This is a genomic window from Mesorhizobium sp. WSM4813 (genome assembly GCF_055811555.1).
Genome location: NZ_JBVVQU010000022.1, coordinates 1 through 16,551 on the forward strand (window position 1 = coordinate 1; position 16,551 = coordinate 16,551).

General features: G+C 63.6%; 15 protein-coding genes and 1 tRNA gene. 10 read left to right on the forward strand and 6 right to left on the reverse strand.

All coding sequences use genetic code 11. The features are described from left to right. Positions 1-205: 205 nt before the first annotated feature. A tRNA-Ala gene (locus tag AC0L25_RS14780) sits at positions 206-281 on the reverse strand. 171 nt (positions 282-452) lie between these two features. Further along, positions 453-842 carry a TIGR02300 family protein gene (locus AC0L25_RS14785; RefSeq protein WP_352953495.1) on the reverse strand — a complete coding sequence of 130 codons (390 nt, stop codon included), beginning with the start codon at positions 840-842 and terminating at the stop codon, positions 453-455. 194 nt (positions 843-1,036) lie between these two features. Here AC0L25_RS14785 and aroA point away from each other — a divergent pair, with 194 nt between their 5' ends. The 3 genes from aroA to rpsA all read left to right on the forward strand — a co-directional run bounded on the left by aroA (position 1,037) and on the right by rpsA (position 5,199). Next, positions 1,037-2,395, forward strand: coding sequence for a 3-phosphoshikimate 1-carboxyvinyltransferase (gene aroA, locus AC0L25_RS14790; protein ID WP_473596172.1), 1,359 nt, complete (start codon positions 1,037-1,039; stop codon positions 2,393-2,395). 250 nt (positions 2,396-2,645) lie between these two features. Continuing rightward, the gene (gene cmk, locus AC0L25_RS14795) at positions 2,646-3,296 is read left to right on the forward strand and encodes a (d)CMP kinase (protein WP_473596173.1); all 651 of its coding nucleotides are present in this window, start codon (positions 2,646-2,648) and stop codon (positions 3,294-3,296) included. A gap of 205 nt (positions 3,297-3,501) precedes the next feature. Next, positions 3,502-5,199, forward strand: coding sequence for a 30S ribosomal protein S1 (gene rpsA, locus AC0L25_RS14800; protein WP_352958368.1), 1,698 nt, complete (start codon positions 3,502-3,504; stop codon positions 5,197-5,199). Positions 5,200-5,340: 141 nt separating this feature from the next. Here rpsA and AC0L25_RS14805 read toward each other — a convergent pair whose 3' ends face one another. The 3 genes from AC0L25_RS14805 to AC0L25_RS14815 all read right to left on the reverse strand — a co-directional run bounded on the left by AC0L25_RS14805 (position 5,341) and on the right by AC0L25_RS14815 (position 8,635). Further along, complete coding sequence (locus tag AC0L25_RS14805; protein ID WP_473596174.1) at positions 5,341-6,048, reverse strand: SDR family NAD(P)-dependent oxidoreductase; 708 nt, start codon at positions 6,046-6,048, stop codon at positions 5,341-5,343. Between the two features lie 161 nt (positions 6,049-6,209). After that, the gene (locus tag AC0L25_RS14810) at positions 6,210-7,790 is read right to left on the reverse strand and encodes a 5-guanidino-2-oxopentanoate decarboxylase (RefSeq protein ID WP_473596175.1); all 1,581 of its coding nucleotides are present in this window, start codon (positions 7,788-7,790) and stop codon (positions 6,210-6,212) included. Continuing rightward, positions 7,787-8,635, reverse strand: a complete 849-nt coding sequence (locus AC0L25_RS14815) for a dimethylarginine dimethylaminohydrolase family protein (protein WP_473596260.1) — start codon at positions 8,633-8,635, stop codon at positions 7,787-7,789. Before AC0L25_RS14815 ends, AC0L25_RS14810 begins: the two co-directional genes overlap by 4 nt. A gap of 218 nt (positions 8,636-8,853) precedes the next feature. Between AC0L25_RS14815 and AC0L25_RS14820 the strand changes: the two genes are divergently transcribed. From AC0L25_RS14820 to AC0L25_RS14850, 7 genes are all read left to right on the forward strand, one after another. Then, positions 8,854-9,666, forward strand: coding sequence for an ABC transporter ATP-binding protein (locus AC0L25_RS14820; protein WP_473596261.1), 813 nt, complete (start codon positions 8,854-8,856; stop codon positions 9,664-9,666). A 50-nt stretch (positions 9,667-9,716) separates the two neighbouring features. Next, on the forward strand, positions 9,717-10,511 hold the full coding sequence (locus AC0L25_RS14825; RefSeq protein ID WP_473596176.1) for a transporter substrate-binding domain-containing protein: 795 nt from the start codon (positions 9,717-9,719) through the stop codon (positions 10,509-10,511). 151 nt (positions 10,512-10,662) lie between these two features. Then, positions 10,663-11,385, forward strand: coding sequence for an ABC transporter permease (locus AC0L25_RS14830; RefSeq protein ID WP_473596177.1), 723 nt, complete (start codon positions 10,663-10,665; stop codon positions 11,383-11,385). Further along, positions 11,385-12,191, forward strand: coding sequence for an ABC transporter permease (locus AC0L25_RS14835; RefSeq protein ID WP_473596178.1), 807 nt, complete (start codon positions 11,385-11,387; stop codon positions 12,189-12,191). The genes AC0L25_RS14830 and AC0L25_RS14835 overlap by 1 nt, the downstream gene beginning before the upstream one ends. 33 nt (positions 12,192-12,224) lie before the next feature. Next, positions 12,225-13,226, forward strand: coding sequence for an Ldh family oxidoreductase (locus tag AC0L25_RS14840; RefSeq protein WP_473596179.1), 1,002 nt, complete (start codon positions 12,225-12,227; stop codon positions 13,224-13,226). A 332-nt stretch (positions 13,227-13,558) separates the two neighbouring features. Further along, complete coding sequence (locus AC0L25_RS14845; protein WP_473596181.1) at positions 13,559-14,011, forward strand: DoxX family protein; 453 nt, start codon at positions 13,559-13,561, stop codon at positions 14,009-14,011. Positions 14,012-14,132: 121 nt separating this feature from the next. Continuing rightward, positions 14,133-15,107: a complex I NDUFA9 subunit family protein gene (locus AC0L25_RS14850; RefSeq protein ID WP_473596182.1), complete on the forward strand. Its 975-nt coding sequence runs from the start codon at positions 14,133-14,135 to the stop codon at positions 15,105-15,107. Between the two features lie 15 nt (positions 15,108-15,122). Here the strand turns inward: AC0L25_RS14850 and AC0L25_RS14855 are convergent, their stop codons facing one another. Then, a complete protein-coding gene (locus AC0L25_RS14855) occupies positions 15,123-16,493 on the reverse strand; it encodes a cytochrome P450 (RefSeq protein WP_473596183.1) in 1,371 nt (456 codons plus the stop codon). Between the last annotated feature and the right edge of the window lie 58 nt (positions 16,494-16,551).

Here is a 16,551-nt window from a genome sequence, read left to right on the forward strand (position 1 = left end):
CTGTTCTCGCCAGTTGAATGCAGAAACTACTTCACAGCAGCAGGGTATGGACTCACTTGAACGTCCGATGCTCTAGCAATCCTGCGACGGATGTCACCACAAGGCGTCGACTAGCAGAAATACAACGAACAGGAGGACCGACCGGTTTTGTGAAGCCTGCCAGTGATAGGCAGGCCTAAATAGACTGATTTCCGTAGGAGAAAACTGGTGGAGCCAATCGGAATCGAACCGACGACCTCTTGAATGCCATTCAAGCGCTCTCCCAACTGAGCTATGGCCCCACTTCCGGCAGTCTACCGGCGCCGTTACCGGCGAAGAGATCCGGCGCGGGTTGAGACCGCGCCGTTAGTGCAGCGGCTTCTAACCCCGCCTTCCGTCAATATCAAGCCTTCAAGAGCCGCTTTTTCTCAAGACGCCGCGAAAGTCGGCAGGCGCTTGCGCCACAGGCCGGATCAGACTTCGTCGTCGTCGTCGCCGACGCCGATCATGTCGGCGACGTCGTCGTCTTCTTCCTCTTCGTCAGCGAGGAAAGTATCGTCGTCGTCATCACCGAGGTCCACATCGTCCTCGTCATCGCCGAGATCGGGAAGATCGTCGGCTTTCGCATCCTCGTCCGCCTCTTCGAGCGAGACGACCTCGACGCCCTCTTCCTCCTCGGCGTCCACTTCCTTCTCGGGAACTTCCTCTTCCTCCTCGAGGGCGGCAATCTTGCCTTCCTCGAAATAGGAACGCGGATAGCTCTTGCCGGTATAGGGCGAGACGATCGGATCCTTGTTCAGGTCGTAGAATTTTTGACCCGTCTCGGGGTCGATGCGTTTGGTGCCAAGTTCGGGTTTTGCCACAGCAAGCCTCGTCGATGAAAGTTTGGTCCCCATAACCACAGTTTACGGCGCTGTCAAAGCCTAAAGCCAGCGTCGCAAATCCCCGCGTTGAGCGACCTCTCGCGAGGGGATGACCATTTCGGTCCGCCGTGATACGAGACCGCGCAAACCAAAAGAAAAAGGCCGGCCGCCGGCGTTTTGATCAGGGAAAATCCATGTCGCATACTGCCGCCCCGAAACCGGCCACCGCCCGCAGATCATCGGCACTTTCCGGCGCGGCGCGGGTGCCTGGCGACAAGTCGATCTCGCACCGCTCGTTCATGTTCGGCGGCCTCGCCTCTGGCGAGACCCGCATCACCGGCCTGCTGGAAGGCGAGGACGTGATGCGCACGGGCGCCGCGATGAAGGCGATGGGCGCGCATATCGAGAAGCACGGCGCCGAATGGGTGATCCGCGGCACCGGCAACGGCGCGCTGCTGCAGCCGGAAGGCCCGCTCGATTTCGGCAATGCCGGCACCGGCTCACGCCTCACCATGGGCCTGGTCGGCACCTACGACATGGAGACAACCTTCATCGGCGACGCCTCTCTGTCCGGCCGGCCGATGGGCCGCGTGCTCGAGCCGCTGCGCCAGATGGGCGTGCAGGTGCTGAAGGCGACGCCCGGCGACCGCATGCCGATCACGCTGCACGGGCCCAAGCACGCCGCACCCATCACCTACCGCGTACCGATGGCCTCGGCGCAGGTGAAGTCGGCGGTGCTGCTCGCCGGCCTGAACACGCCCGGCGTCACCACCGTCATCGAGCCGGTGATGACGCGCGACCACACAGAAAAGATGCTGAAGGGATTCGGCGCCAATCTGTCGGTCGAGACCGACGAGCGCGGCGTGCGCCACATCTTTATCGAGGGCCAGGGCAAGCTCACCGGCCAGACGATCGCGGTGCCGGGCGACCCGTCCTCGGCCGGCTTCCCGCTGGTGGCGGCGCTGATCGTGCCAGGCTCGGACATCACAATCGAAAACGTGCTGATGAACCCGACCCGCACCGGGCTTTTGTTGACGCTACAGGAAATGGGCGCCCGGATCGACGTTCTCGACTCGCGCAATGAAGGCGGCGAGGATGTCGCCGATCTGCGCGTGCGCTATTCCGAGCTGAAGGGCGTCACCGTGCCGCCCGAACGGGCGCCGACGATGATCGACGAATATCCGGTGCTTGCCGTCGCCGCCAGCTTCGCCGAGGGCGAGACGCTGATGCAGGGGCTGGAAGAGTTGCGGGTGAAGGAGTCAGACCGGCTGTCGGCAGTGGCCGAAGGGCTGAAGCTCAACGGCGTCGACTGTACCGAGAGCGAGGCCACACTGGCGGTGCGTGGAAAACCCGGCGGCAAGGGGCTCGGTCAACATCCCAATGGACCCAACACTGTCGTCCAGACCCATCTCGACCACCGTATTGCCATGAGTTTTCTGGTCATGGGACTGGCAACGGAAAAGCCTGTCACTATCGACGACCAGGCGATGATCGCGACGAGTTTTCCTGAATTCATGGGGTTGATGAAGAGGCTGGGGGCGGAGATCGAGTGACAGTTATGAGCCGAACTGAAATGCTGGCGGGACAGCACCCCCCTCTGTCCTGCCGGACATCTCCCCCGCAAGGGGGGAGATCAGCCGTCACCGCGGCTTTCGCAAATCGCCAACCCTGCAAGATTGAGCGGAGCGCCAAAGCCGCTAATCTCCCCCCTTGCGGGGGAGATGTCCGGCAGAACAGAGGGGGGTGGGAAGGATCGCGGCGCTCGTCCTATTCATCGCGCCTTTCAGTCGCGTCGACCCGCCAATGACACACGTCTTCACCATCGCCATCGACGGACCCGCCGGCGCCGGCAAAGGCACGCTGGCGCGGCGGCTGGCTGACCATTACCGGCTGAACCTGCTCGACACCGGCCTCACCTATCGCGCGGTGGCCCATGCGCTGCTTCGGCTCGGCCTGCCGCTCGATAATGTCTCGGCTGCCGAAACCGCAGCCCGCCAGGTCGACCTGGCCAAGCTCGACCGGTCGGTGCTGTCGGCGCATGCGGTCGGCGAGGCGGCTTCGAAAGTGGCGGTGTTCCCGTCAGTACGGCGCATACTGGTCGAAAAGCAGCGCGAATTCGCCAAGGCGCCGCCGGGCGCCGTGCTCGATGGCCGCGACATCGGCACCGTCGTCTGTCCCGACGCCGACATCAAGCTCTATGTGAGGGCCAGCGCCGAAGTGCGGGCAGAGCGGCGGCTGGCCGAGATCGAGAGCATCGGAGGAACCGCCAATTTCGCCGATATCCTCGCCGATATCCTGCGCCGCGACGAGCGCGACATGGGTCGCGCCGACTCGCCGTTGAAGCCGGCCGCCGACGCGCACTTGCTCGACACGTCGGAAATGGCTATAGAAGCCGCGTTCCTGGCGGCCAAGGCGATCATCGACGACGTTCTGGCCAAGAGAAACAAAGCCTGAGCTGGGTTTTCCTCCCGCTGCCGATTGCCGGCGGCGAAAAGATACCCATATCGGGCACGAACCAGCCTGCCAGCATTTTTCATGCGCCGGAATTGCCGCTTAGGCGGCCAAGGGCTTTTTTGAAGCCCGGAACGCCGGCAGGCCAACGCAACGCTAACCCACGGCGCCCGCCCCGCGATAGATGCGGGGCATTCCAGGAGAACCTATGTCAGTTGCAAACCCCACTCGCGATGATTTCGCGAGCCTGCTCGAAGAATCATTTTCCGCCGGCCATTCCGGCGAAGGCCAAGTCGTCAAGGGCACGATCACCGCGATCGAAAAGGACATGGCTATCATCGACGTCGGCCTCAAGGTCGAAGGCCGCGTGCCGCTGAAGGAATTCGGCGTCAAGGGCAAGGACTCGACGCTTAAGGTCGGCGACACGGTCGAAGTCTATGTCGAGCGCATCGAAAACGCGCTTGGCGAAGCGATGCTTTCCCGTGAAAAGGCCCGCCGCGAAGAGAGCTGGGTCCGTCTCGAAGAGAAGTTCACCAAGGGCGAGCGCGTCGAAGGCGTCATCTTCAACCAGGTTAAGGGCGGCTTCACTGTCGATCTCGACGGCGCCGTGGCCTTCCTGCCGCGCAGCCAGGTCGACATCCGCCCGATCCGCGACGTCTCTCCGCTGATGCACAATCCGCAGCCTTTCGAGATCCTCAAGATGGATCGCCGCCGCGGCAACATCGTGGTGTCGCGCCGTACCGTGCTCGAGGAAAGCCGCGCCGAACAGCGTTCGGAAATCGTGCAGAACCTCGAAGAAGGCCAGGTGGTCGAAGGCGTCGTCAAGAACATCACCGATTATGGTGCGTTCGTCGACCTCGGCGGCATCGACGGCCTGCTGCATGTCACCGACATGGCATGGCGTCGCGTCAACCATCCGACCGAAATCCTCAACATCGGCCAGACGGTCAAGGTGCAGATCATCCGCATCAACCAGGAAACCCACCGCATCTCGCTCGGCATGAAGCAGCTCGAGAGCGATCCGTGGTCCGAGATCGGAACGAAATTCCCGATCGGCAAGAAGATCAAGGGCACCGTCACCAACATCACCGACTACGGCGCGTTCGTCGAGCTGGAGCCGGGCATCGAGGGCCTCATCCACGTTTCGGAAATGTCGTGGACGAAGAAGAACGTGCATCCCGGCAAGATCCTGTCGACGACGCAGGAAGTCGATGTGGTGGTGCTCGAGGTCGATCCGGCCAAGCGCCGCATTTCGCTCGGCCTCAAGCAGACGCTCGAGAACCCGTGGCAGGCTTTCGCCAGCAGCCATCCGGTCGGCAGCCAGGTCGAGGGCGAGGTCAAGAACAAGACCGAGTTTGGCCTGTTCATCGGCCTCGAAGGCGATGTCGACGGCATGGTCCATCTTTCCGACCTCGACTGGACCCGTCCGGGCGAGCAGGTGATCGAGGAGTACAATCGCGGCGACATGGTCAAGGCGCAGGTGCTCGACGTCGACATCGACAAGGAGCGCATCTCGCTCGGCATCAAGCAGCTGGCCAAGGACACGGCCGGCGAGGCGGCGACTTCAGGCGAACTGCGCAAGAACGCGGTCGTCACTTGCGAGGTCACCGGCGTCAAGGATGGCGGTCTGGAAGTGCGGCTCGTCGAGAGCGGCCTCGAGACCTTCATCAAGCGCTCCGACCTTAGCCGTGACCGCGACGAGCAGCGCCCCGAGCGCTTCACGGTCGGCCAGAAGGTCGACGCCCGCGTCATCGCCTTCGACAAGAAGACCCGCAAACTGCAGGTCTCGATCAAGGCGCTGGAAATCGCTGAGGAGAAGGAAGCGGTCGCCCAGTACGGCTCGACCGACTCCGGCGCTTCGCTGGGCGACATCCTGGGTGCCGCGCTGAAGAAGCAGGGCAGCTAAATCTGCAAGCACCGCGCCTCGCGCGCGGCTTGTAACAGAACCCCGCCGGAGCGATCCGGCGGGGTTTTTGTTTGACCATGGTCAGAGCGTCGGACCCGAGCGTGGCAAACCGGGAAATCCGCGCTCAAACAAAGAGATAGATCAGGCCCTGCCGTAAAGCGGCACCAGCGTGCCGCTCATCGCCAGATTGGCCGGCGAAGCGAGATAGGCAATGGCCTCCGCGGCCGCTTCGAGGCTGACCCATTTGCTGAAATCGGCTGCTGGCATGTCAGCCCGGGTGGCCGGCGTGTCGAGCGTCGAGGGCGCGACCGCGTTGACCAGGATGCCCTTGCCCTTGAGTTCTTCCGCCATCGCCACCGTCATTGCGGCGACCGCCGCCTTGCTGGCGGCATAGGCGACCATGCCGGAACCGCGCCGCAGGTCGAGCCCGGCGCGGGCCGTGACATTGACGATGCGGCCCGACACGGAAGATTCCAGCATCGAGCGGATCGCCGCGCGGCAGCACAGGAAGGTGGTGCGGGCGTTGGTGTCCATCATTTCGGCAAAGGAGGCGGGCTCGATCTTCTCGACCGGCGCAGCGGTAAAGCCACCGGCCAGATGGATGGATGCCCACAAATCCGTTACGCTGGCATAGAACGCATCAACCTTGGCTGGATCGGCGAGATCGACATTGTGCGCCAGCCTGACGCGCTCATGTGCCGGGAAGGGAAAATGCGCGGGCGCGGCAGCATGGGCATTGGGAACATGGCAGACCGCGCCCTGCTCCAGCAGTTTGCCGACAACCGCGCCACCGAGCGCTCCGGTGCCGCCGGTCACCACAACATGCCTGCCGTCCAGTGTATCCGTCATCTTCGACCGCTCCAGTCACTCTTATGCCGCGCCACCGCCGAAGGTCGCGCCTTTCGCGCGATCACTCAACCGAAATCTCGATGACAGAGTGTCGTTTACGCGCCTTAAGCCGGCGGCCATCCGACGAGGATCGCATCCCCAAGCAGACGCTGCCGCAGCACTCAATCGACAGTGATCTCGATGACATACGGCAGTCCGGTCGCCCGCGCGCGCTGGAGTGCGTCCGCCAGATGATCGATGCCGGCGAGCCGCTCGGCGGCAATGCCATAGGCCTCGGCCAGCTTGCAGAAATCAGGCGGCGCCGGCGAGACGCCGACCGGCTCGACGCCGACATCGAGCATCGAGGTTTCGATTTCGCGATAGCCGCGATTGTTCCAGACGACGAAGATCACCCGCGCCGAGGCGTCGAGCGCGGCGCCCAGTTCCGGCAGCGTGAACTGGAAACCTCCGTCGCCGGTGAGACAAACGACCGGCGCATCAGGCACGGCAAGGGCCGCACCGATCGCCGCCGGCGGGCCATAGCCGAGCGCACCGAAGCCGGTGGCGGCGTTGAACCAGCCGCCCGGGCGGTCGTGGTCGTAATAGAGGTTGGCGGCGTAGATCGGCTGGGTCGAATCGCCGACGATGATCGAGCCCGGCAATGCATCGCGGATCGCCTCGACGGCGCGCGTTTGCGCCTGGAGGGCCGGGGCCATTTCGGCAAAGGCCGCTTGCCCTGTTGCAGCGGCGCGAGCTGGGCCGTCGTCTGATGGCGCCTGGTCCGTCCCAATCTCTGAAAGCAGCGCCTCGAGTGCTGCGCCGCAATCGGCCTGGATCGAAATCCGGGCCGGTCGGCGGGCAAGCTGGTCGGCGCCGATGTCGATCCGGATCAGATTGGCCGGCAAGACAAAGCCACCGTCGCTATATCCGTCATAGTCGGTTGGACCGAACTCGGTGCCGGCGGCGATGACCAGGTCGGCATCCGCCATCATCGCGCGCACCGCCTTCAGGCTGGGGCTCGCCGGCACGCCAAGCGGATGACGGTGCAGCAGGCCGCGTGCATTAGCCGTCAGGACAACCGGCGCTCCAAGCCTTTCGGCAAGGCGCTGCAACGGTGCTTCGGCTCTTTTGGCGCCGCCGCCGGCAAGGATCAGCGGGCGGCGGGCAGCCGCGCAAAGCCCTGCCGCCTCTGCTATCGCCGCCGCATCCGGTTCGGGCGGCGCGACATTGGTCAGCAAAGCTGCGATGCCGTCGGCTGGCTTGACCATGATGTCGGTCGGGATCTCGATATGGACAGGGCCGGGGCGTGATGACGAAAACAGCGCGAAGGCGCGGGCAAGCACGCCTGGCAGTTCGTCGGCGTCGGTGACACGGTGCGAGAACAGCGCGACCTTCTCCATCATACCACGCTGGTCGGGCAGTTCGTGCAGATGGCCAAGGCCCTTGCCCAGCGTCGGCGTGGCGTTGACGCCTGAGATCACCAGCATCGGAACCGAATCGGCGCGGGCCTGGCCCATGGCGGTTATGGTGTTGGTCAGCCCAGGTCCGGTGATGACGAAGGCGACGCCAGGCTTGCCGCTGGCGCGCGCATAACCGTCGGCCATGAACCCGGCGCCCTGCTCATGACGCGGGGTGACGTGGCGGATCTTCGAGCGCGCCAGCCCGCGATAGAGTTCGACCGTATGCACACCTGGAATGCCGAAGACCGTGTCGACGTCATGGGCTTCGAGCAAAGTGATGAGCGCTTCGCCGACTGTCGTCATTGTCTGAGCACCGGACGTGTGAGGCACGTCGGGCCGCCCTCGCAGGCGATGCACAGCGCCTCCGCCTCGAAGGTCGAAACCCTGCAGCCGGCGGCGGTCATGGCCGCCGCCGTCTTCGGGAAGCCGGCAACGGCGATCACCTCGAGCGGCGCCGTCGGCAGCACGTTGAGGCTGAGACCGTTGGAGGCGAAGAACTCCTCGGCGTCGCCCTCGACCAGGCGGATGCCTCGCGCCCGCAGCATCTGGTAGAAGGCAGCCGGCAAAAGCGGTGCATAGACCAGCGCCAGATCGTCGGCGAGCGGACTGATCACCGACATCAGATGCAGGCAGGCCTCCTCGCCATGCCAGAGCGGCAGGTCGTAACCGTAGACCTGGATACCCCTAGGTGTGAGCAGGTTGGCGAGTTGCTGGATGCCGTCCTGGTTGGTGCGCACGCCGCGGCCGACGGCCAGCGTCCGAGGATCCACCCAGACGCAATCGCCGCCCTCGACTTGGCCGGGATGCTCGATGCGGCCAACTATAGGAACGCCCATGCGCCTGTAGGCCGCCTCGTGCAGGTCGGGTTCGGCCCGGCGCAGCGCCTTGCCCATGGCAAGGATGATGGCGCCGTGGTCGGTCATCAACGAAGGATCGTGCGTGAAGACCGAATCGGCAAGCCCGTCATCGGCGTCGGTCAGCCATTCGATCTCGGCGCCGGATGCCAAAACCAGCGTCGTCAGCGCCTCATACTGGGCAGCGGCCTTTTGCGGATCGAAGCCCGGGCCATAGTGCCATTCCGATGCTCTGGCGCGGGGCATGGCGCTTGCGGCGGACCGCATCAGCACGCGCTGCAGGGGCCCTGCCATGGACTGCGACCCGTATGCTTTACCCACCAAGTGCTCCTGAAATATCCCATCCAGCCAATAGCCACTCAGCAAGCCGCGATCAATGGTCCAAAAAGCATGGTTGACGGAGGCAAGCGGAACGGTCCATCTTGAGAATGAGAAGTCTGTCCAGTGATGGTAATGGGTAAAAAATTCCAGCAGCGACGGGTCCAGCCGCTTCGTGAGGCACCGAAAAGGTGATAGCGCAAGGCACGGCCCCCGCCCTGAAGTACACGGCGCAGAACGATGCCGCCGAAGCCATCCATGTCGAGAACCTGCACAAAAGATTCGGCGAACTGCATGTGCTGAAAGGTGTTTCGCTGTCGGCGCGCGACGGTGAGGTCATCGCCATCATCGGCGGCAGCGGCTCGGGCAAGTCGACGCTGCTGCGCTGCATAAATTGCCTGGAGAACCCGACCAGCGGAATCGTCCGCGTCAATGGCGAGGAGATCCGGATGAAGGCCGACAGCTATGGCCACACCGTTCCCGCCGACCGCAAGCAGATCGAGCGCATCCGCTCCAAGCTCGGCATGGTCTTCCAGAATTTCAATTTGTGGAGCCACATGACGCTGATCGAGAACGTCATCGAGGTTCCGGTGCATGTTCTGGGCGTTAAGCGCGATGTGGCCATCGCCGAGGCCGAAAAGCTGCTCGAGCGCGTCGGCCTGGCCGAAAAGCGCGATGTCTATCCGGCCTATCTGTCGGGCGGCCAGCAGCAGCGTGCGGCCATCGCCCGGGCGCTGGCCATCAATCCGCGCGTCATGCTGTTCGACGAGCCGACCTCCGCGCTCGACCCGGAACTGATCGGCGAGGTGCTGAAGGTGATCGGCGATCTGGCGCGCGAAGGCCGCACCATGGTGCTGGTCACCCATGAGATGAAGTTTGCCCGCGAGGTCGCGACGCATGTCGTCTATCTCTATAACGGGTTGGTCGAGGAAGAGGGCCCGCCGGAGCAGATCTTCGGCGCTCCAAAATCCGAAAGGCTGAAGCAATTCATCCGCAACATCGGTTAAGCCGAGGCGGATGGACAAACGGGAACAACAACAAACTGGGAGTTATTGAAATGAAGACCGTTCTGAAGACATTTGCCGCAGCGCTGTTGCTCGGCGTTGCCGCGATGGGCGCGGCGAAGGCCGAGCCGGTCAAGATCGGCGTCGCCGCCGAACCCTATCCGCCGTTCACGTCGCCGGACGCCTCGGGCAAATGGGTCGGCTGGGAGATCGAATTCATCAACGCGGTCTGCGCCGAGCAGAAGCTCGACTGCGTCATCACACCTGTCGCTTGGGACGGCATCATCCCGGCGCTGACGACCAAGAAGATCGATGTGATCGCCAGTTCCATGTCGATCACCGACGAGCGCAAGAAGACGATCGACTTTTCCGACAAATATTACAACACGCCGACCGCCATTATCGGGCCGAAGGATCAGAAGTTCGGCTCCGCACCCGAGGACCTCAAGGGCAAGATCATCGGCGTCCAAGTTTCGACCGTGCATGCCGACTACGTCAAGAAACACTTCACCGAAGCCGCGGAAATCAAGGAATACCAAACCCAGGACGAGGCCAATCAGGATCTTGCCGCCGGTCGCCTCGATGCGGTGCAGGCCGATTCGATCGCGCTCGACGCCTTTCTGAAATCGGATCAGGGCAAGCAATGCTGCGATCTGAAGGGCATGGTCGCGCCGGATCTGGCGATCCTCGGGCCAGGCGTCGGCGCCGGTGTCCGCAAGGAAGACACCGAGCTGAAAGAGAAGATCAATGCCGGTATCAAGGCGATCCGCGCGAACGGCAAATATGACGAGATTTCGAAGAAATACTTCGACTTCGACATTTACGGCGCCGACACCCAGTCGAACTGACGGCATCCTGATCGAATAACCACGCGGCGCGGCAGCGCCGTGTGGCTTCGTCGACATCCACCCATGCAAGCTTTCCGCTGACGGTATCGCCGGCGGTTTTGGCGCCAGCAATTCGGGGGCGACGCTGATCGACGCATTTTTTCCGGCCTCTGTGGCCCGCATCATCGAACTGCTTTCGCCGACGCCGCCTGGCTGGGGCGGAACGCTTCTGGTCGGACTGCTCCACTCGGTCGAGATCGCTGCCGGTGCTTTCGGTCTCGGCCTGGTGATCGGCATTTGCGGTGCGTACGGCAAGCTCTACGGCGGACCCGTGGTGCGCGATCTGCTGGCGGTCTATACGACGATCGTCCGCGCCGTGCCGGAGTTGGTGCTGATCCTGCTGCTCTATTATGCCGGCACCGATTTGATCAACCAGTTGCTGACGGCAATGGGATATCAGCGCATCGACATCAGCGGGCTGGTGGCCGGCATTGCCGTGCTCGGATTCGTCCAGGGCGCCTATTCGACCGAGGTGATGCGTGGCGCGATCCTTGCCATTCCGCAAGGCCAGATCGAAGCCGCGCGCGCCTATGGCATGTCTCCCGGCCTCCTGCTGCGACGCATCACGATGCCGGCGATGCTGCCCTTCGCCATACCCGGCCTTGCCAATCTTTGGCTGATCGCCACCAAGGACACCGCCCTGCTCGCGGTGGTCGGCTTCTTTGAACTGACATTGGCGACGCGGCAAGCGGCGGGCGTGACCAAGGCCTATCTTACGTTCTTCCTCGCCGCAGGCGTGATCTATCTCCTGTTGACGCTGGTCTCCAATCTGATCATCGGCCGCATCGAACTCTGGGCTCGGCGCGGCATGCCCTCCCTCAAGGAGGCGCGTTGATGGCCGGCGAAGCAATCATCATCAATGTTGCGCGAGCGTCGCTGTGGCTGCAGCCGCACCGCATTGTCCTGGTCCTGATAGCGCTGGCGCTGGTTCTCGCGGCCGCCTTCTTCATGCGCTGGGACTGGCTGCCACAATATTACGAAATGGCGCTTGTCGGCCTCTGGCGCACACTCTGGATTCTCGCCGTCACCTGCACGCTGGGCTTCCTGCTCGCCGTGCCGCTCGGGCTGGCGCAGGCTGCCGGCCCCTTCTGGCTTGCGGCGCCTGCAAAGGCTTTCTGCACCGTCATCAGGGGAACGCCGCTGCTGCTGCAACTCTGGCTGCTCTACTATGGGCTCGGCTCGCTGTTTCCACAGTATCCATGGATTCGCGAGTCCTGGATGTGGCCGTATCTCAGGCAGGCGTGGCCCTATGGCGTCCTGGCGCTGACCTTGTCCTTCGCCGGCTACGAGGGGGAGGTGATGCGGGGTGCCTTTGCCGGGGTGCCGAAAGGACAGTTGGAAGCGGCGCGTGCCTTCGGCATGAGCCGCTGGAAGATCCTCCGGCGGATCTGGCTGCCGCAAGCCATCTACCGGGCGCTGCCGACGCTGACCGGCGAAACCGTGCTGCAGCTGAAATCGACGCCGCTGGTGGCGACCATCAGCGTAATCGACATATTCGCCGTCTCTTCCAAGGTGAGGCAGAGCACTTTCCTCACCTATGAACCCTTGCTGCTCCTGGCGTTGGTCTATATGGCGATCACCGGCATCCTGGTCTTCGCCCTCGGCAAGATCGAGGCGCGGATCCCGAACAAACTAGGCTAAAGCAGTTAAAGTCGCGAATTCAGGGCAGCTACAATGCAACTCAGTCTCGACCAGGCGACAGGGCTGTGCCGGATGGCGGCGCTCGGTGCCGGCGCCAATGAAGAAGCGGCGCAGTCGCTCGCAGCCTCCATCGTAGCGGCCGAGGCGGAAGGTCTGTCGACGGTCGGACTGTCGCATTTCATCGACTATCTCGAAGCGCTGGAGGCCGGCCGCATCGACGGCAAGGCCGAGCCGGTCATCACAAGGCCGGCTTTGGCGATCTATCTCTCCGACGCGCGCGGCGGTCTGGCGCATACCGGCTTCGACCGCACGATCGACGATCTCGCCAAGGCGGCGCGCCTGTTCGGCGTTGCCATCTTTTCGCAGAAGAACGCCTATACATGCGGCGCGCTCGGCTATTTCACCGGGCGGCTGGCCGCGCAGGGGCTGGTGTCCTTCGCCGCGACCAACGGACCGGCCGTGCTTGCCGGCTCGGGCTCGGTCAAGCCGGTCTATTGCACCAACCCGATGTCCTTCGCCGCGCCCGCCGCCGACGGAACGCCACTGGTAATCGACCAGTCGTCGAGCGCCACTGCCTTCGTCAACATCCGCAAGGCGGCCGAGGACGGCAAGAAAATTCCTGAAGGCTGGGCCTTGGACGCGAGCGGCAACCCGACCACCGATCCCGCCGCCGCGATGAAAGGCGCGATGCTTGCCTTCGGCGGCCAGCGCGGCGCCAACATCGCACTGATGGTCGAAGTGCTGGCGGCGGGCCTATCGGGCGCCAACTGGTCGCTCGATGCGCCATGGTTCAGTGGCGGACCGGACAGCCCGGGAACCGGCCTCTTCGTGCTGGCCGTCGAGCCCAAGCTGCTCGATCAGGATTTCGAGAACCGCATGAAAGACCAGCTCGAACGGTTGCGCCGTCGCTACGGCGTGCATGTGCCCGGCCGTGCCCGCGCCGAAGCGGCAGAAAAGGCGGCGGCACGGGGCATAACGGCTCCGAAAGCCGTGGTCCAGCGCATCTCCGAGTTCGCCGCCCGGTACTCTTCCTAAAATTTGTCGGCGATTTTTTCGCCGTTGTTGAACCTTTTCGCGCTGTGCCGCGACCAATGCTTGTCCGGGGTGGGGTTTGCCCGGGCGGTGACATCTGGTCGCCAGGGCTGGGACGGGCGTCTCACGCCGTCGCCTTGACACCGTCTCAGGTCAGGCCTTGTCGGACCCTGACTCTGACCTTGGAAGTCACCCGGAAAAACCCCGCTTCGGCGGGGTTTTCTGCGTTCTCTCGCATCTGGTAAGTTAACACGCGTTTTCTAGTCAACTTTTGTTCATTTGACTTGGACCGAGGTGGTCGGGTGTTTGCGCGAAGCAGCAAAAGAGGAGCCCCAATGTCCGCAAGCACCGATAATTCCAGAAGAAGCCTTTTCGTCCCGGCTCTTGGCAGCCTTTATGCGGCGCTGCACACCACCTCTGAAACCATCCTGCGTGCGGTAGCCGGCATCTTCCTCACCATCCATGGTTCGCAGAAGATCACCGATCCGTTTGGCGCCGCCGAGATGGTGGAGGGCCTCGGCTTCTATCCGGGCGCATTTTGGTCCCTGCTCTTGGCATGCACCGAGTTCTTCGGAGGCGTTTTCATCGCCATAGGCCTCTTGACACGCCCGGCCGCCTTCGCCGGAATGTTCGTGCTTCTGGTCACCGTCTGGTTCCACTGGGTCACCATGGGCCAGGGCTTTTCGGGCGCTGAAAAATCGCTGCTGTGGGCGGCGATCCTGTTCTTCTTCGTCATTCGCGGCGGCAATCGCCAATCGGTCGACGCACGCATCGGCAGGGCGTTCTGACGCGGTCGAAAACAGGGCTCCCCGGCGACTTATCGACGCCCTTTGCCTTTGGTGCGAAACGGACTAAGAAACGGCTTCAGTCAAGCACCAGTAAATCTGGAAAAGTGCGCCGGAGCCCGCAATGACCGAAATCCTGCAGACCCCAAAGCTCGTCGTCGTGTTCGGCGGCTCCGGCTTTGTCGGCCGTCACGTCGTGCGGGCGCTGGCCAGGCGCGGCTACCGCATCAGGGTCGCCTGCCGCCGGCCCGATCTCGCCGGCCATCTGCAGCCGCTCGGCAATGTCGGCCAGATCCAGCCGGTGCAGGCCAATGTTCGCGTGCGCTGGTCGATCGACCGTGCCGTGCAGGGCGCCGACCACGTCGTCAATTTGGTGGCCATCCTGCATGAGAGCGGCCGGCAGAAATTCACGCCCGTCCACGAATTCGGAGCACGGGCGGTCGCCGAAGCGGCGCGCGCCGTCGGCGCCGGCCTCACCCATATTTCGGCGCTGGGCGCCGATCTGAACGCACAATCGGAGTATGCGCGCACCAAGGCGCTCGGCGAAAAGGCGGTTCTGGAGACGATCGAGGACGCCGTCATCTTCCGGCCGTCGATCAATTTCGGGCCGGAGGATAGTTTCTTCAACCGGTTCGCCAATATGGCGCGCTATTCGCCGGTCCTGCCGCTGATCGGCGGTGGGCAAACCAAATTCCAGCCTGTCTATGTCGGCGATGTCGCCGAGGCGGTGGCGCGCTCGGTCGACGGCAAAGTCCAGGGCGGCCGGACCTATGAGCTTGGCGGACCGCAGGTGCTCACCTTCAAAGAATGCATGCAGGAAATGCTTGCCCTCACCGACCGCAAGCGGCTTCTGGTGTCGGTGCCATGGTGGCTGGCCAACATGAAGGCTTCGATCCTCGGCCTGTTGCCCAATCCGCTGCTGACCAAGGATCAGGTCCTGCAGTTGCGCCAGCACAACATCGTGTCGGAAGCGGCCATCAGGGAAAACAGGACGCTCGCCGGCCTCGACATCCAGCCACAGTCGATCGGCAGCATCCTGCCGAGCTATCTCTGGCGCTACCGGCCCGCGGGCCAGTTCCAGCGCAAAACGGCGGCTTAGCCAATCAGGCGCTCACTAAAGGCGCCGCGTGACCTGCATCGGCAGGCCGCCCTGCGGTTGCGTCGTCAGTTTCTGCACCGGCCACGGTTTGGTCTCAGCCGTGGTATCGAAGCGGAAGCGCGACAGCATGATCGCCAGAGCGATGATCGCTTCCTGCATGGCAAAGCTGGCGCCGATGCAGACGCGAGGACCGGCGCCGAACGGCAAATACTGGAAGCGGTCGATCTTTTCGCGATTTCCCGGATGGAAGCGTTCGGGCATGAACGCGTCGGGCCTGTCCCACAGCTTGCGATGACGGTGGACGACCCAGGGCATGACCAGCACCGCGGCGCGCCTCGGTATGTAGAGGCCGTTCCAGGTTTCAGGCTCGATCGGCTCGCGGTTGATGGACGGCGCCGGCGGATAAAGCCTGAGCGCCTCCTCGAAGGCGGCGCGGGTGAACGGCATGGCGTCGAGCCACTTTGTCGGGTCGGGCTCGCGCGCCAGCACCGCGTCGATTTCGCGCTCTATCCTCTCGCGCTCCCAAGGCGCTTCGGCCAGGCAGTAGAGCGTCCAGCCGAGCGCACGAGCCGTGGTCTCATGGCCGGCGCCGATGAAGGTGATGATGTTGTCCTCGACCTCGGCGCGCGTCAGCCCGTCCGGTCCCTCCGCCTTGAGCAAAAGCGTGAGAAAATCCTGCGGCACCTTGTCTGGTTCGCGCTGGAGCCGCTCTTCGCGCATGTTGACAGTGTCGGTGACGATTTTGCGGAAATAGGCCATGGTCTTGCGGCCGCGGATGCGGGTCAGGCGCGGCAGCCAGTCGGGCGCCCGCAACAGGTCGAGCGGATCAACCCGGCCCATGGTCTCGAACAGCCGATCGATCTCCTTGGCGAAGCTGCCTGGCTCGCCTGATATCTCACCGGAAAACAGCGTCTCGGCCAGGATGTCAAAGGTAAGCAGCGTCATGTCGTGAGCGATGTCCGACGTGCCGCCGCCCTCGTAGCGCGTGACGAACTCCCGCGTGCGCCTCAGCATCGGCTCGGCAAAACCGAAGATGTGGCGCGGCGTGAACACTGGCGCCATCGCCTTGCGCGAGCGCCTCCATACCTCGCCCTCAGCCGTCAGCAGGCCGTCGCGCAGGATCGGCCGCAGGATCATCTGGCGCACCGTCGCCATCTTGTAGTTTTTGGCATTGTCGACCAGCACGTGACGGATGAGGCCGGGTTCGTTGGCGATCACCAGCGGCCCGCCAATGCCGGTGACCGATATCCAGGGTTCGTTGTAGGTCGGCTCGCCCCACAATTCGAGCGGATTGCGGTAGACGATGCGGATCATCTCCAGCGTCGAAGGCGGCGAGGTACGCGGCTTCGGCGCCGGCGGGACGAAGGGGGCGGGCTGACTGTCCATGGCGTGCTCCGCTGGTCACCTCAATGTAGTGGCTAGCAAGGCTAGCGTCCATGACGCC

Bases quoted from the DNA above. Each gene is read 5' to 3' on its own strand.
- aroA (WP_473596172.1), top strand. From the start codon at position 1,037: ATGTCGCATACTGCCGCCCCGAAACCGGCCACCGCCCGCAGATCATCG.
- cmk (WP_473596173.1), top strand. From the start codon at position 2,646: ATGACACACGTCTTCACCATCGCCATCGACGGACCCGCCGGCGCCGGC.
- rpsA (WP_352958368.1), top strand. From the start codon at position 3,502: ATGTCAGTTGCAAACCCCACTCGCGATGATTTCGCGAGCCTGCTCGAA.
- AC0L25_RS14805 (WP_473596174.1), bottom strand. From the start codon at position 6,048: ATGACGGATACACTGGACGGCAGGCATGTTGTGGTGACCGGCGGCACC.
- AC0L25_RS14810 (WP_473596175.1), bottom strand. From the start codon at position 7,790: ATGACGACAGTCGGCGAAGCGCTCATCACTTTGCTCGAAGCCCATGAC.
- AC0L25_RS14815 (WP_473596260.1), bottom strand. From the start codon at position 8,635: ATGGCAGGGCCCCTGCAGCGCGTGCTGATGCGGTCCGCCGCAAGCGCC.
- AC0L25_RS14825 (WP_473596176.1), top strand. From the start codon at position 9,717: ATGAAGACCGTTCTGAAGACATTTGCCGCAGCGCTGTTGCTCGGCGTT.
- AC0L25_RS14835 (WP_473596178.1), top strand. From the start codon at position 11,385: ATGGCCGGCGAAGCAATCATCATCAATGTTGCGCGAGCGTCGCTGTGG.
- AC0L25_RS14840 (WP_473596179.1), top strand. From the start codon at position 12,225: ATGCAACTCAGTCTCGACCAGGCGACAGGGCTGTGCCGGATGGCGGCG.
- AC0L25_RS14845 (WP_473596181.1), top strand. From the start codon at position 13,559: ATGTCCGCAAGCACCGATAATTCCAGAAGAAGCCTTTTCGTCCCGGCT.
- AC0L25_RS14850 (WP_473596182.1), top strand. From the start codon at position 14,133: ATGACCGAAATCCTGCAGACCCCAAAGCTCGTCGTCGTGTTCGGCGGC.
- AC0L25_RS14855 (WP_473596183.1), bottom strand. From the start codon at position 16,493: ATGGACAGTCAGCCCGCCCCCTTCGTCCCGCCGGCGCCGAAGCCGCGT.